Raw genomic sequence first — 13,827 nt, forward strand, 5'->3', positions numbered from 1 at the left:
AGTTCGTGCGACACGTTGGCGCGAACGTGGCAACAGCGATGCTTGTTCTCATTTGGTAGATTCTAAGCTTCTATAGAAGCGCTTGTATCTCAACTAATCTTCATCGTTCGCTCGACGCGGCGGTCGGGAATGAACCAGATCATCGCGACCAGCACATAGAGCGCCACCGAAATGATCGGCTGCACAAAGGCGAGGGCGATGGCCGCCACATAGATCGCCAGTGACATTTTGCCCTTGAGGTCGCGCCCCATTGCCTTGGCGAGCGACGAGTCGGGGCCCTCATGTCGAATGAGCAGGGTCATGAGGATCGTGTAGGCGGCGGCGTTCATGACCAACACGGCGCCATAGAGCGCGACCGGGGCCGCCGCGAGGTGGTTTTCCCCCATCCAGGCGGACGCGAACGGGACGACGGAAAGCCAGAACAGCAGGTGCAGGTTAGCCCACAGGATCGGCCCAGTCACCGAGCCCGCGAGCTGCAGCATGTGATGGTGATTGTTCCAATAGATGCCGACGTAGATGAAGCTCAGCACATAGCTGAGGAAGACCGGCAGCATGGGCGCCAGGTCCGCAAAGGAGACGCCACGCGGGACCTTAAGTTCCAGCACCATGATGGTGATGATGATCGCGACCACGCCGTCGCTGAACGCCGTCAGCCGTTCCTTGCCCATGATAACTCCGCCGCGCCCTTTTTCGGCGCCGCGTCAGCTTAAGGCGCGCCGCAGAAGGATTCCTACCGGAACACCTTTGTCTTGACCTTATCGGTCTGGCCGCTGGCCGAAGGCCTGCTGAAGCCGAGGCTCGGATCATACGCCCGGCGCCTTTGGGGCGGCGTCCTTCGAGCGAAGCCCAAACAGGGGAGATCAGCAGGCCTTGCCTGCTCCTGGCCGAACCGAATTTTAGCCACAAAACTCGCGGCACTATCTTGGGGCGCACGTGACAGCCGTGAGATTCAGGGAATGCGCAGGTTGAGATTTCTAGCCGTGGCCGCGGTAGCGGCCACTGCGGTGGTGGGCGTCGAGCAGGCCTCAGCACACCACGCATTCGCCGCGGAATTTGACGGCAAATCGCCAGTTCTGTTGCGCGGCAAGGTCACCAAGGTCGAGTGGATCAATCCCCACGCCTGGGTGCACCTCGATGTCGTCGATCCCGAGGGCAAGCCGCAGGAGTGGATGGTGGAAGGCGGCACGCCCAACACCCTGCTGCGCGCCGGTATCGACCGAAATTCGCTGAAAGTCGGCACCGAGATCGTGGTCCGCGGCTACCAATCCAAGGACAAGGCTTGCACCCCGGTCTGCAAAGCCAACGGCCGTGACATCACCTTCCCTGACGGCCGCAAGCTATTCATGGGGTCATCTGGCACCGGTGCGCCGCGAGACGGCTCAGACCCAAGCGAAATGCCGAAGTAGCGCTTCGGCGCCAGGGGCCTCAGTCCTGCTTCTTGTAGAACTTGTGGCACGCCGTGCAGGTGTCGGAGAGGTCATTGGCGGCCTGGGCGAGCGCCTTGGCGTCGTGAGCTGAGGCGGCCTTGCTGGCGGCGCCTGAGTGCGTGGACATGGCCTTTGCGGCCCTCATCCAGTTCGCTTCGCCCGTCTTGCCGTTCTTGGAATCCTGCATCCATTCGGCCACGGCCTTGAGCTTGTCGGCGTCCGCCCGCAGCCGCGCCCAGCCGGCGGCGTCAGGGACCTTCTGATCAGCGCCATTGGCAGGGTCGGCCTCGCCCGCGGTGTTGAAGAGGTCCGTCGACGTCTTGTCGACGATCGTTTTCATCTGCTCCTGCACTTTGGGCATCGGCGTCGGAGTGTTGGGCTGCACGGCGGCCATCGCCGCGCCCGCGGCCAGCAAAAGGGCGACAGCGGCGCTTGGGACCATGCGAGGCATTAACGGCATCCTGAACTGTATTCCCCGGACATCATGACCGCGAAAACCAAACGTGCCGGGGGGCCGGCTACGCCGCAAGGCGGTTTACGGTTGCCGCGAGGTTACCAATCGTTACGTCCACGAATGCGGCGGGCGCGTCATGGACAGCGCCGGTATGGAATCGGGGGAGCGGGGCGCGACCAACGATCTGATGGCGACCGCCCCCCTACAAGCCGCCAGTGCGCTCATTTCCGAGGCCGAGGGGTTGCAGCGGAACCTGGGGCGGTTGCAGGCCCAGACCCAGGAGCGCACGCTCGCCCCTGTTCGAAGCGCTCAAGATCACGACAAGCCCAGGTCCACGACGGTTATGACCATGGATCAGTCGAATCGAGGCCCCACCTTTTCCGTCGAAGTGGCGGACGCGGCGCGCTGGACAATCCTCGTAACTCTCGCCAAAGGAAGGACCGTCACAGCTGGATCAACAGATGTGATCGCCCGCCCAGATGGCGGGTGACGACAAGGCGCGCCGAAGCCCTCGGGCTTAATCGGGAACGCAGTAGGAGGCCGCAAGGCGTCCGATCTGCGGCTGTCCCTGCAACTGTAAGCGGTGAGCGCATACGCATCGGCGGGAGGTTCAGCTCCTCTTGCCAGCCACTGGGCGGATTGGCCCGGGAAGGTTCGCGTATGAGGCTATGACCCGCGAGCCAGGAAACCGGTCGGTGCGTGTCGCTCGAGCGTCGGATCAGTGAGAATCCGAAGCGCGGAACTCCGTCTGAGCGACGAACAGCAAGCGGTGGGAAGCCGCTTCGACCGGTCCGGCGGGGGCGCAACTGCGTCCGCGCCTGCCGGCCTGTCGGCCTGAGGGCGAGCGCCCACCGGAGGCTTCCCGCTTGACGTCTCGACGCCAGCAAACGGGGGGCTTTCATGCCCAAATATCTCTTAGGCGCCAGCATCCTGGCGATCATCGCCGCCAGCCCAATGGCGGCCCTCGCCGCCGATGCCGCGAATTCGGCCAATGTCGATGAACTCCTGGTCACGGGCACCCGCGACACCAGCGGCGTAGAGGCCGACAAGATCGGCTCGTCGGTGACGGTGATCACGGCCGAGCAGTTCGACGAACGGCAGGTCCGCATCGTTTCCGACGTGCTGCGCGACGTCCCCGGCGTCGCGGTGAGCCGCACGGGCGCGGTGGGCAACCTGACCCAGGTGCGCATCCGCGGCACCGAGGGCAACCACGTGCTGTCGCTGATCGACGGCATCAAGGCCTCGGATCCGTTTTTTGGCGAATTCGACTGGGCCACGCTGCTGGCGGACGACGTGGCGCGCGTCGAGGTGCTGCGGGGCCAGCAGAGCGCCATCTACGGTTCCGACGCCATTGGCGGGGTGATCAACTACATCACGCCCACCGGACGCGACATGCCTGGGATGCGGGTGCGCCTCGAAGGTGGCTCCATGGGCACATACGGCGGCGCGGGACGCATCGCCGGGTATTCGAACGGCCTCGACTATGTCTTCAATGCCGGCGCCCAGAACACCGACGGCTACGTTGTGGCGCCGGGAGGCAGTCGCAACATCGGCTCGGAGCTGCTCACAGCCTCTGCCAAGCTGGCCTATGAAGTCACGCCGCAGCTCAAGGTGCGCGGGGTGTTTCGCGTCACCGACACCAATGCCGACACCAACGGTCAGTCGTTCCTCCCGCCGGGCTTCGCCACAGACTCCCCCGGCAGCAAGACCGACGCCGTCAACAGATACGGTTTCCTAGGCGCGGACTACAGCATGCTCGACGGGCGCTGGACCCACAGTCTGTCGGTCCAGGGCGTCGATGCGACGCGCGACGACGAGACCGACTTCGTCCACACCGGCGGCGACAAGGGCGCCCGGCTGAAGGTTTCCTACGCCACCACCTTCCGGCTCGATAGGGGCGAGCTGACCCAAAAGTTCACGGGCGCTTACGACTACGAGCGGGAGACCTATCAGAACACCAATCCGCCCGGCGCCTTCGCCGCCGACACCACCAAGCGCGCGGTGGAGAACAATGGCTTCGTGGGCCAGTACGACCTGACCGTCTCTGACCGGGGCGGCGTCGGCGTGGCGGTCCGCTACGATGAGAACGACTACTTCGATAACGCCACCACCTACCGGGTGCAGGGCTTCTTCAACGTCACCGACATGGTCCGCCTGCGGGCCGCGGCCGGTTCGGGCATCAAGGCCCCGAGCCAGACGGAACTGTTTGGCTTCAACGCCTCGGCCTTCCCCTTCGTGGGCGACCCGAACCTGAAACCTGAACGGTCGGAAGGATGGGAAGTCGGCGGAGACCTTCGATTCGACGCGGGTCGGGTGCGGCTGGGCGCGACCTACTTTGACTCCGTGCTGCGCGACGAGATCTTCACGGATTTTGGAGCTCCGATCGCGCTCTGCACGCTGCCGGGCCTTCCCGCGCCGACGAGCTGCAGCACCACGCGGAACGAGGACACCGACTCCACGCAAAAGGGCGTCGAGCTGTTTGCGAACGCCCGGCTCTCCGACGCCTTCGACCTGGACGTCGCCTACACCCACCTGAACGCCAAGCAGGAGGGCGTTCAGGAGATTCGCCGGCCGCCGGACAGCGGCAGCGTCAACCTGACCTGGCACGCCTCGGCCGACCGAGCCTACGTCACGGCCACGGTACGCTATAACGGCGACATGACCGACAGCGACTTCTCCGCCTTCCCGACTCGCACGGTGACGCTGAAGGCCTACACCCTGGTCAACCTGGCGGGCTCCGTGAAGGTCAACGACACCGTCGAGCTGTTCGCCCGGGCGGAGAACCTGACGAACGAGAAGTACGAGGAGGTCTACGGATTCCAGACGCCGGGCCGGGCCGCTTACGGCGGCGTACGTCTGCGATTCTGACGATGAGGCGAACGCTCCGCCGCGCTGTCCTGGCCCTGGCCGCCGTCGCGATCCTAGTCGCCGGCCGGCCTGCGACAGCCGCGGCGGGGCCGCCGAGGCGGATCATGTCATTAAACCTCTGCACCGACCTGCTGCTGCTCCAGATCGCGCCGAAATCGAGGATCGCGTCGGTGACCTTCCTGGCCCGGGACGGAGCGCGCGCCCTGTTTCCGGGTCTCGAGGCCGGCATTGCGCTCAATCACGGCTCCGCCGAGGACGTCGTCCAGGTGAAGCCGGACCTGATCCTCGACAGCCAGCTCGGCGCCCCGCTCACCCGCGCCATGGCGCGGCGGGTCGGCGCGAGGGTCGTCGAGGTGAAGAACGCCGACAGCTTCGAAGACATCCGCCAGACGGTTAGGCAGGTCGGCGAGGCGGTTGGCGAGCCCGGACGCGCCAGCGCCCTGATCCGGCAGATGGACGCCACGCTTGCCGAGCTCGCCGCCCATCCGCCCACGCGCCGGCTGCGCGTTGTCGCCTGGAGCGGCGGATCGGCGGTGCCTGGCAAGGGCAGCCTGACCGACGCCATCATCACCGCCGCTGGCGCCGTGAACATCGCAGCCCAACCTGGAAGCGCCGAAACGAGCTTCGGCGTCGAGGAGCTGCTCGCAGCGCGCCCGGATGCGCTACTGTTCGGGGGCGCGACGCTCGGCAAGCCGTCGCTGCTCAGCGACGAGGGCCAGCACCGTGTCGTCCGCCGGCTCTACGCGGGCCGGCGCATCGCCTACAACGACATCGCCCACACCTGCGGCCTGCCGCAGTCGGCCGACGCCGCGCGCGAACTTCGCCGGGCGTTGGACGCACTGCCCGAACGGAGACCGGTCCGCTGAAGCCCAACCCCAACCTGCAGGCGCTCGCGCTGCCGTGGCTGGCTTTCCTGGCGCTGTTGGCGGCCGCGGCGGTGTCGCTGTTTCTGGGTCGGGTGAACATCAGCCCCGCCGAACTTCTGCACGGCGTCGCCGAACCGAACAGCCTGGCCGGCCTGGTCGTGACCGAGCTACGCCTGCCGCGCGCGATCCTGGCTATCATGGTCGGCGCCTCGCTCGGCCTGTCCGGCGCGGTCTTGCAGGGCCTGCTGCGCAATCCGCTCGCTGAGCCAGGGCTGCTGGGCGTCTCGAACGGGGCTGCGCTCGGCGCGGTGATCTCGATCTACTTCGGCCTTGCGCACGCCTTCGGCCTGGCGACACCTCTCCTGGGGCTGCTGGGCGCCATGGCCGCAGGCGCCCTCACCTTCGCCTTCGGGCGCACCAGCACCCTGACGCTGATCCTGGCCGGCGCGGCGGTGTCGAGTCTGATGAGCGCCTTTCTGGCCATGGCGCTGAACTTTGCGCCCAGCCCCTATGCGGCCTACGAGATGAGCGTCTGGATGCTGGGCTCGCTCTCGGAGCGGAGCTGGGATCACATCTTCCTGGCCGCGCCCTTCATCGCTGCGGGCATCGCAATTCTGGCGACCATGGGCCGGGCCGTCGATGCGCTCGCGCTTGGCGATGTACAGGCCCAGAGCCTGGGCATCCATGTAGATCGCACACGCGTCCTGGCGTTGCTGGGGGTCGGGCTGGCGGTCGGGGCGGCGACATCGGTGACCGGCTCGGTAAGTTTCATCGGTCTCGTAGCGCCGCATCTTGTTCGGCCGTTCGTCGGCCATCAGCCGAGCCGCACCCTGCTGCCGTCGGCTTTGCTCGGCGCGACCCTCCTGCTGCTTGCTGACATTGGCACACGGGTGATCCACACCAACACCGAGCTCCGCCTGGGCGTGCTTACCAGCCTCCTGGGCGCACCGTTCTTTTTCTGGCTGGTCGTGCGGCTGAGAAGGCTGGCGCCATGAGCCGGCTGGTTGCAGTCCACGTCGGTGTCCGCCGTGGCGGCCGCGCGATCGTCGATGACGTGTCCTTCGAGCTGGCCGGCGGCGGGTTCGTGGCCCTGGTCGGCGCGAACGGCGCCGGCAAATCGACCCTGCTCTCGGTGCTGGCCGGCTTAGTCAAACCCGATACCGGCGGGGTAACCCTCGATGGCGCTGCCTTGCCCGACATCAGCCGCCGCGAGCTCGCCAGGCGCCGCGCCTACTTGCCGCAGAACCCCCGCGCCGAATGGCCGATCGCCGTCGAACGCCTTGTGGCCTTGGGGCTCACCCCACACCTCCCGGCCTTCGGCGGTCTCCCGGGCGGCCTGGAACCCCGCCTGACCGTGGCTCTCGAGGCCTGCGACCTCGCGCATCAGCGGCAGCAAGCGGCGACGACGCTTTCCGGCGGTGAGCTTGCCCGCGCCATGCTGGCCCGCGCCCTGATCGGTGACCCGAAGATCCTCATCGTGGACGAACCGACCGCGGGCCTCGATCCGCGCCATGCGTTGGACACCATGCGGCGCCTGCAGACATTGGCCGGCCAGGGCAAGCTGGTCGTAGCCGCCCTGCACGACCTGACGCTGGCTGCGCGCTACTCAACCCACATTCTGGCGATGAAGGGCGGGCGCCTCGCCGCCCACGGGACGACGGCGGAAACCCTGACGCGTGAGTTGGTGCGCGACGTCTTCGACGTGGAAGCCCGCATCACCGGCTCCGGGCGAAAGGCGCTGGTCGATTATCTGGGGCCGATTTCAGGATAATGGCGGAAACGGCCCTGGGCGCCGGCGGCCCGGCCCCCGGCGGGGTGGAAACCGCAAGGATCGCATAGCATGGCTTGCGACCAGGGCCTCAGACCTTAGCCTCCGAAGGCGCCGTGGTCCCAGCGCTAGAACGGCTTGCCGACGAAGAAGTAGACCGCCTTGCGATCGTGATCGGCCGCGCCAAGCGCGAAGAACACCGGCCCGATCAGGGTGTCGGCGCCCAGGTAGACGTTGCCGCCGAACCGCAGGTCGCCCCAGTTGGCGTCGCCGTGACGCGCCCAGGTGTTCCCGACGACCGCGGTCGCGCCGACATAGAGCGGGATGCCGATCAGCCGCTCGGAATGGTCAGTCAGTTTGTAGCGGTACATGGCGCGCGCCACGCCGAAGGTCTCGCCTGTCAGCTCGTCCACGGAATAGCCTGGGAAGCTGAACGGCCCACCCAGGGTGAACAGCGAAGGGATCGGCAAAACGCCCTGGTAGGCGTCGCCCGCGGCGAGGTTGAGGACGACAGCGTGCCGGCCCGAACTCATCGCGTAAGTGCCGTTCAATTCCACGGTCTGGAAGTCGCTTGAAGCGCCCAGCGATTTCAGTCCGTCCGCCCACTCCAGCTGCGCCCGCATCCCCCGGGTCGGGAAGAAAGGATTGTCCAGAGTGTCAGCCGCGACGGCTGCGAATATTCGGCCCAGGTCCAGATCGACGTCTCGGGGTGTGATCGCGCCCTCCTGCAGCGTCGCCTGGCCGGAGCCGCGCTCCACGCCCACGCGGACCTCGCCCAAGGTCCCGAACTGGCGACCGAAGGCTAGCGTGGCCAGTCCGTAGCTCGCGTCGTACTCGCCGAGCCGGAAACCGCTGGCGTCGTAGACCGGTATCGGGCGTCTTTGGACGGAAACCATCGGGTCGAGGAACCAGCGCTGGCGGCTGTCCAGAACCTTGAAGTATTCCGCCGAGAACAGCTTCCGATCGCCAAGGACGCCTACGAAGCGGGCCTCCGAACCGAAGCTATCCAGCTGGGTGAGCCGATATTCAGCCGAGATGTCGAATTCATTGCGACCTTTGCCCACCCCGGCGATGGTCAGGCCGGGCCGCAGGCGGTTGGCGTCGCCCGGACGCTGGAGGGCGTTGACGACCAGCCCCGTGCGGCCGTCCTTCTGCTCGATACGGTAGTCCACCCGGGAGAACACGCCCATTGCGTAGATGTCCCGCATGGCGATCCCCACTTCGTCGGGCGACAGAGGATGGCCCACGAACGGCTCTACCCGGCGTAACAGGATCTCGTCTGCGATGCGGGAGTCGTTCTCGATCCTGACGTAATCGATCCGGGGCGGCGGCCTGTCGATACTGACCGCCGGCGAAGGCTCCCGCGTCGCGGCGATGCGCTGCAGGTCCGCAAGTTGCTTCTCCGCCGCCACCCGTCCGACCTTTATCAGCGCCGCCCCTTTCTTGAAGTCGACCGCTGTCAGCGGTGCGGTGTCGACTTTGATCAGCACGTCCGTCGGCTTCACCGTGGCCAGTTGCTGCCGCTCGTTGGTCAGGATCAGCATGGTCACCGTCTGGCCCAGGACGTCCGTGACACCCGTGAGCTTGTCCGCCTTAGCCAACGGCGATTGCGTGGCCACCACGATCACCACATCAGCGCCCAGGCTGCGGGCGACGTCGATCGGGACGTTGTCGGCCATGCCGCCGTCGACCAGCAGCTTGCCGTCCAGGTGGTAGGGCGCAAACACGCCTGGGACGGACATCGACGCCCGCATGGCGCCGGCCAGGTCGCCCCGATCCAGCACCACCTTCTCTCCGGTCTCGATGTTGGTTGCGACCGCCCGGAAGGGGATCGGCAGCTGATCGAAGGTGGGAAACGCGGCGCGCGCCCCCAACAGCCGGCGCAGCTCGAGCAAGAGGTTTGCGTCCGAGACCAGGGCGTCCGGGGAGCGGAGCGATGTCCCCACGACCCCAACGCTGGCCTTCACCGGGAAGGCGGCCTGCAGCTGCTTTTCCCGGTAGGTCAGGCCGCCGCGCGGCGGCGTGGCGTCGAAGACCAGGTCCCAGTTCAATGTCTCAACGGCCCGCTCAAGCTCCGAACCGTTCATCCCCGACGCGTAGAGACCTCCGACAACCGAACCCATCGACGTCCCAACGACGAGATCCGGACGGATGCCCAGCTGCTCCAGCGTCTGGATGACGCCTACGTGAGCGATCCCCATCGCCCCGCCGCCAGAGAGCACAAGCGCCAGCTTGGGCCGGTGAGGCGGATTGGCCGGCTGGGCCCGGATCGGCGGCGCGAAGAGCGTCAGGAACAAGGCCACGAACGCCCACGCCAGGACGGAAAGGTGCCTGCCAGCCGCGCCTCCTCCCGCCCTTTGCATCTGCGTCCCGCAACCCCTCTCAGCCGCGCCCAGCGCGCCGTCGGATTACGTTCAGCCTAGGCGGCGCCCCGCGCTCGCCGCATCAGGCGTCCAACCCAGACGGTTGCGGGATTCTGCCTAGGCGAGATCCCGGAAACGAGCCCGCGTATGTCTGAGCGGTAGGACCCGGACTCACCGGTTTGCGTCGCCGCCGTACCGGACGACCTGGACCTTCTCGGTGGTCACCAAGCCAATGTCGCGCATCCCATCGAGCGCCTTGAGCATAAGCTGGACCTTGTCTTCACTGTCGACGATCTCGATCACCAGCGGGAGCTTGGCCGTCAGGTCGAGGATCTTCGCCGTATGGATCGCATGGGATTTTCCGAAACCCATCGGGCCGCGCAGCACCGTCGCGCCGGCCAGCCCGAGCTCGCGCGCCTTCATGACGATGGCCTCATGGAGCGGATGATGGGCGTCTTGCCGGCCCTCTTCGGTATAGACGCGCAGGAGGATGGCCGACTGCGGCGCTTGCATCGATCAGCTTCCCTTCACGGCGTTCAGGGCGGCGGCGGCCACATAGCCCAGCCATACGGACAGCAGGCATAGCACGACGGAGCCTCCCACGTTCAGGCCGGCGCGCGCGATCTCGCCGTCCTGCACGAGCGTCAAGGTCTGATAGCTGAACGACGAGAAGGTCGTGTAGCCGCCACACAGGCCGACCATCACGAACTGGCGCGCGTCGCCGGGGACCAGCAGTCGACCGTCCGGGCCGGTCAGCGTGGCGAAGAAGCCGATGACGAACGAGCCCAGCACGTTGATCGCCAAGGTGCCCCAGGGAAAGCTTGGGCCCAACCAGGCGACGGCCAAGTTGGAGCAGGCGTACCGAGCCATGCCACCCAGCGCGCTGCCCAAAGCTATCCAGAAGTAGGTGACCACCGCTCCAAGTCTCCGTCGCCGCCCGGCAGGGCTGGCAGATTGCCCAAGGTGGCGCGTTTGGCTAGCGTCGGTTCAATCGAGCTTTCGGCGATGGAGCCCCCTTAGGCTGAAGACTCTTACCTTCGGCGCGGCGGGTGCGTGTCTCCGCCGTCGGGAGGAGCAAGCCCGTTTCTCCTCAGGTGACACGGCGAGCCGGCCGAGGTCTCTTTCGGCGGCAAGTGAAGCGGTGGACATGGCTCACGTCTGGGCGCTCGCAGCTCTTAGCCGGGGCCAACTGGCTCTCGGCGCGATGCGAGGTGCGATCCGCCGCGCCTGCGCCACTCTTGCCATCTCCCGCCATGGTCGGTCCTCCAGACGACGCACCCTTGGCCCTATCACGCACAAAAATCTGGCATTCGAGACCGGTCGCTGGCTCGACACGGAATCAGGCGGGGAAGCGATCGCCGAACATCGGCAGGCCACTGACCGATTCAGCTTTGGTCGCTTCGTCCTGCAGCACGTCCCAGTGCTCGGCGAGCTTGCCGTCCTCGAAACGAACGACGTCGGCGGCGATCCAGGCGGCAGGACGGCCGTTGCCCGAGAAGCGGCCGTAGGCAATGAGGTAGTCGCCCTCCGCCAGGATCAGCTGGTTCTCATAGCGCAGCGTCGCGGGAGCCCCGCGCACCAGCGAGAAGAGGCCTTCCCGTCCCGGAGCGATGTGGGCGCTATGCTGGATGTAGCGATCGGACCAGAACTTTTCGGCCGCGGCGTAGTCGCGCTGGTTAAAAAGCGTGTCGAACGCCTTGAGGACTATCGCCTTGTTCTGCTCGGGCGAGGTCTTGGTCATGGCAACTCTCTCCTGTTTCAGGCGAACTTTGGGTTAGAGCTTCGAGCCGCCGTCCACGCGCAGTGTATCGCCGGACACCCAGCGTGCCGCGTCCGACGCGAGGAAGGCCATCGCCCCGGCGATGTCCTCCGGCTGGGCGACGCGTTTCAGCGCCTGCATGGCCGTCGTCGATTGGCGTCCCTCGTCGGTCTTGGCGAAGCTCGACATGTCGGTGGCGACAACCCCCGGCGCCACGGCGTTGACGCGGATGCCGCGCGGACCGAGCACGGCGGCGAAGTGCTTCACCAGGGTGTCGATCGCCCCTTTGGTGGCGGCATAGGCCGCCAGGGTTCCCACCGCTGCGTGCGCTGCGAGCGACGAGGTAAAGACCACGCTGGACCCCTCGCCCAGGATCGGCAGCAGTTGCTGAACCAGGAAAAATGGGGCGCGGACGTTCACCGCGAACAGCGCGTCGAAGTCTTCGATGGTAGTGTCCTCGATCGACGCCGCCTTGGCGATGCCGGCGTTGGCGATCAGGATGTCCAGCCGCTCGCCGACGACGGCTCGCACCTGCCGCGCCAGGTCGGCGGGACCATCCGATTGGGCGAGGTCGGCGCCCAGGGCCCGGGCCTCGCCACCCGCGCTCTTGATCTGCTCGACCACGGCTTCGGCCTCGGTGGCGCTCTTGCCGTAGTGGACCAGGACCTGCGCGCCGGCTTCGGCGAGGGCCAGCGCGGCCGCGCGGCCGATGCCGCGCGAGGCGCCGGTAACGAGGGCGGTCTTTCCATTGCAGTTGTTCATGATCGTGCTCCTTGTCGCGCCCCGGGCGACGGCCCGCCAACGCGCCGAATGTCAGAGGAATGAGGACCGGCCTCGAACGCGCCAGGCGTCGGGCGTGGGCTGGCTCCTTTCAAAGTCAAGTTCTCAGGGGAAGCGCTCCGCGACGACGGCATGCGCCGGCAGGCTCAGCCGTCCAGGAACAGCATGGCCTCGGCCACGAACCGCTCCGGGTACTGGTAGAAGGACCCGTGATTGGCGTCCGGGTAGAGGATCAGCGTCGCATTCGGCAGGGTCTGCTGCAGCACATAGGAGTTGTAGGTCGGGATGATCACATCGTTGCTGCCCTGCACGACCAGGCTCGGCTGACGGATGGTCTTCAGGTAGTCGAGGTAACCCTCGGTCTCCCGGTAGGCGATGTACTCGCCGATTGCCACCATCTGGGCGTCGATGGTCTGCTGGCTCACCAGCGGATCGCGATTCTGGCGGGTCAGCTTGCGCTCCAGGAAGGCCAGACCGGCGGCCTGACTGGCCGGCGATGGCGAGAAATGCACCTTGAGCCACAGGTGCTCGGCCGGCTGGTAGGTCCCGGCGAAGATCGCCTGCGACTGGCTGGTTTCCATGTCCGCGCCGCGGGGACCAGTGCCCACCAGGATCAGCTTTCGCACCATTTCGGGCGCCTGGAGCGCGATCTCCTGGGCGACCATGCCGCCGATGGAGAAGCCCAGGATATCCACCTGGCTGAGGCGGAGCGCCCCGATGAAGGCGATGGCGTTGGACCCCATCTCCTGGAAGCTGGAAGGCGTCACGCCTGAGCTGGCGGCCACGCCGGCATTGTCGAACAGGATAACCTCGCGTGTCTTGGCCAAGCCGTCGGTCACCGCCGGATCCCAGTGGTCAAGCGTGCCCTGGAAGTGTTGGTTGAAAACGATCGGCACGCCGCCGGCCTTGCCAAAGCGGCGATAGGCAAAGCGGGCGCCGTTGGCGTCGACGAACTGGGTCGGGGCGGTCTCGTGCGTGTAGGTCGTCATGGTTGTCGCCTCTGCATCGGGTGGGCGGGGCTGAGGCAGGGACCGGTGGCCTTGCCATGGGACCTCGGCCCCGTCGGCTGTCAGGATAGGTGCGATTTCCCGCGTGGCTTGCCGGGCCTTGCGGCCCCTGGACGCTTCTTGCGGTTGGGCGAGGCTTTATTTGCCTGAAGGCAGGATGCCCTTGGCGTGTTCCCGCGCGAACTGAGCCGGCGTGCAGCCCTCGTGGGCTCTGAAGCGGCGGGTGAAGTGACTCTGATCGGCGAAACCCACGGCCTGGGCGACTGCGGCCAGCGGCATCTGGGCGCCCACAATCAACGGCTTCGCGCCCTCGATGCGGCGGCGTTCGACATAGCGGGACGGGGTTTGGCCGAAATGACGCTTGAACACCCGGCTGAAGTGGAAGGGGCTCAGCCCCGCCGCGCCGGCCAGTTCACGCAAGGAGATGGACCGGTCGGGGTGGTCCTCGATGTAGGCCACCGCCCGGCCGAGGGCGGAAACGTCGGTTGAGGCCAGCGAGCGCTCTTCGATCCCGACCGCGTTGGTGTAGCTGCGT

General features: G+C 66.6%; 15 protein-coding genes and 1 riboswitch. Of the genes, 6 read left to right on the plus strand and 9 right to left on the minus strand.

Annotated elements, in window-relative coordinates; all coding sequences use genetic code 11:
• Positions 1–89: 89 nt before the first annotated feature.
• Positions 90–668 (minus strand): TMEM175 family protein, encoded by a 579-nt coding sequence (locus VGI62_RS22140; protein ID WP_331506772.1) that lies wholly within the window; start codon positions 666–668, stop codon positions 90–92.
• 288 nt (positions 669–956) lie between these two features.
• Between VGI62_RS22140 and VGI62_RS22145 the strand changes: the two genes are divergently transcribed.
• Positions 957–1,406 carry a DUF6152 family protein gene (locus VGI62_RS22145; protein ID WP_331506773.1) on the plus strand — a complete coding sequence of 150 codons (450 nt, stop codon included), beginning with the start codon at positions 957–959 and terminating at the stop codon, positions 1,404–1,406.
• Between the two features lie 19 nt (positions 1,407–1,425).
• On the opposite strand, the gene VGI62_RS22150 is transcribed toward VGI62_RS22145, so the two are convergent.
• Positions 1,426–1,878, minus strand: a complete 453-nt coding sequence (locus VGI62_RS22150; protein WP_331506774.1) for a hypothetical protein — start codon at positions 1,876–1,878, stop codon at positions 1,426–1,428.
• Between the two features lie 139 nt (positions 1,879–2,017).
• Between VGI62_RS22150 and VGI62_RS22155 the strand changes: the two genes are divergently transcribed.
• The 5 genes from VGI62_RS22155 (at position 2,018) to VGI62_RS22175 (ending at position 7,386) form a co-directional block, all read left to right on the plus strand.
• Complete coding sequence (locus tag VGI62_RS22155; RefSeq protein ID WP_331506775.1) at positions 2,018–2,371, plus strand: hypothetical protein; 354 nt, start codon at positions 2,018–2,020, stop codon at positions 2,369–2,371.
• Positions 2,368–2,592, plus strand: a riboswitch (cobalamin riboswitch). (Overlaps the previous gene by 4 nt.)
• A gap of 189 nt (positions 2,593–2,781) precedes the next feature.
• On the plus strand, positions 2,782–4,749 hold the full coding sequence (locus VGI62_RS22160; protein WP_331506776.1) for a TonB-dependent receptor plug domain-containing protein: 1,968 nt from the start codon (positions 2,782–2,784) through the stop codon (positions 4,747–4,749).
• A 2-nt stretch (positions 4,750–4,751) separates the two neighbouring features.
• Positions 4,752–5,615 carry an ABC transporter substrate-binding protein gene (locus tag VGI62_RS22165; protein WP_331506777.1) on the plus strand — a complete coding sequence of 288 codons (864 nt, stop codon included), beginning with the start codon at positions 4,752–4,754 and terminating at the stop codon, positions 5,613–5,615.
• Positions 5,616–5,671: 56 nt separating this feature from the next.
• Positions 5,672–6,610, plus strand: a complete 939-nt coding sequence (locus tag VGI62_RS22170) for an iron ABC transporter permease (protein ID WP_331506778.1) — start codon at positions 5,672–5,674, stop codon at positions 6,608–6,610.
• Complete coding sequence (locus VGI62_RS22175; protein WP_331506779.1) at positions 6,607–7,386, plus strand: ABC transporter ATP-binding protein; 780 nt, start codon at positions 6,607–6,609, stop codon at positions 7,384–7,386. Before VGI62_RS22170 ends, VGI62_RS22175 begins: the two co-directional genes overlap by 4 nt.
• 125 nt (positions 7,387–7,511) lie before the next feature.
• Here the strand turns inward: VGI62_RS22175 and VGI62_RS22180 are convergent, their stop codons facing one another.
• The 7 genes from VGI62_RS22180 to VGI62_RS22210 all read right to left on the minus strand — a co-directional run.
• Entirely contained in the window at positions 7,512–9,686 is a 2,175-nt protein-coding gene (locus VGI62_RS22180) for a patatin-like phospholipase family protein (protein WP_331506781.1), read from the minus strand.
• 231 nt (positions 9,687–9,917) lie between these two features.
• Positions 9,918–10,259 carry a DUF190 domain-containing protein gene (locus VGI62_RS22185; protein WP_331506782.1) on the minus strand — a complete coding sequence of 114 codons (342 nt, stop codon included), beginning with the start codon at positions 10,257–10,259 and terminating at the stop codon, positions 9,918–9,920.
• A gap of 3 nt (positions 10,260–10,262) precedes the next feature.
• On the minus strand, positions 10,263–10,661 hold the full coding sequence (crcB, locus tag VGI62_RS22190; protein WP_331506783.1) for a fluoride efflux transporter CrcB: 399 nt from the start codon (positions 10,659–10,661) through the stop codon (positions 10,263–10,265).
• 424 nt (positions 10,662–11,085) lie between these two features.
• Positions 11,086–11,487 (minus strand): nuclear transport factor 2 family protein, encoded by a 402-nt coding sequence (locus tag VGI62_RS22195; RefSeq protein WP_331506785.1) that lies wholly within the window; start codon positions 11,485–11,487, stop codon positions 11,086–11,088.
• 33 nt (positions 11,488–11,520) lie between these two features.
• The gene (locus tag VGI62_RS22200) at positions 11,521–12,267 is read right to left on the minus strand and encodes an SDR family NAD(P)-dependent oxidoreductase (RefSeq protein WP_331506786.1); all 747 of its coding nucleotides are present in this window, start codon (positions 12,265–12,267) and stop codon (positions 11,521–11,523) included.
• 164 nt (positions 12,268–12,431) lie between these two features.
• Positions 12,432–13,274, minus strand: a complete 843-nt coding sequence (locus VGI62_RS22205) for an alpha/beta hydrolase (RefSeq protein WP_331506787.1) — start codon at positions 13,272–13,274, stop codon at positions 12,432–12,434.
• Between the two features lie 156 nt (positions 13,275–13,430).
• A partial coding sequence (locus tag VGI62_RS22210; RefSeq protein ID WP_331506788.1) for an AraC family transcriptional regulator occupies positions 13,431–13,827 on the minus strand: 397 nt, incomplete at its 5' end.

This window comes from Phenylobacterium sp. (assembly GCF_036495085.1).
GTDB lineage: Bacteria > Pseudomonadota > Alphaproteobacteria > Caulobacterales > Caulobacteraceae > Phenylobacterium.

Bases quoted from the DNA above. Each gene is read 5' to 3' on its own strand.
- VGI62_RS22140 (WP_331506772.1), bottom strand. From the start codon at position 668: ATGGGCAAGGAACGGCTGACGGCGTTCAGCGACGGCGTGGTCGCGATC.
- VGI62_RS22145 (WP_331506773.1), top strand. From the start codon at position 957: ATGCGCAGGTTGAGATTTCTAGCCGTGGCCGCGGTAGCGGCCACTGCG.
- VGI62_RS22150 (WP_331506774.1), bottom strand. From the start codon at position 1,878: ATGCCTCGCATGGTCCCAAGCGCCGCTGTCGCCCTTTTGCTGGCCGCG.
- VGI62_RS22155 (WP_331506775.1), top strand. From the start codon at position 2,018: ATGGACAGCGCCGGTATGGAATCGGGGGAGCGGGGCGCGACCAACGAT.
- VGI62_RS22160 (WP_331506776.1), top strand. From the start codon at position 2,782: ATGCCCAAATATCTCTTAGGCGCCAGCATCCTGGCGATCATCGCCGCC.
- VGI62_RS22165 (WP_331506777.1), top strand. From the start codon at position 4,752: ATGAGGCGAACGCTCCGCCGCGCTGTCCTGGCCCTGGCCGCCGTCGCG.
- VGI62_RS22175 (WP_331506779.1), top strand. From the start codon at position 6,607: ATGAGCCGGCTGGTTGCAGTCCACGTCGGTGTCCGCCGTGGCGGCCGC.
- VGI62_RS22185 (WP_331506782.1), bottom strand. From the start codon at position 10,259: ATGCAAGCGCCGCAGTCGGCCATCCTCCTGCGCGTCTATACCGAAGAG.
- VGI62_RS22195 (WP_331506785.1), bottom strand. From the start codon at position 11,487: ATGACCAAGACCTCGCCCGAGCAGAACAAGGCGATAGTCCTCAAGGCG.
- VGI62_RS22200 (WP_331506786.1), bottom strand. From the start codon at position 12,267: ATGAACAACTGCAATGGAAAGACCGCCCTCGTTACCGGCGCCTCGCGC.
- VGI62_RS22205 (WP_331506787.1), bottom strand. From the start codon at position 13,274: ATGACGACCTACACGCACGAGACCGCCCCGACCCAGTTCGTCGACGCC.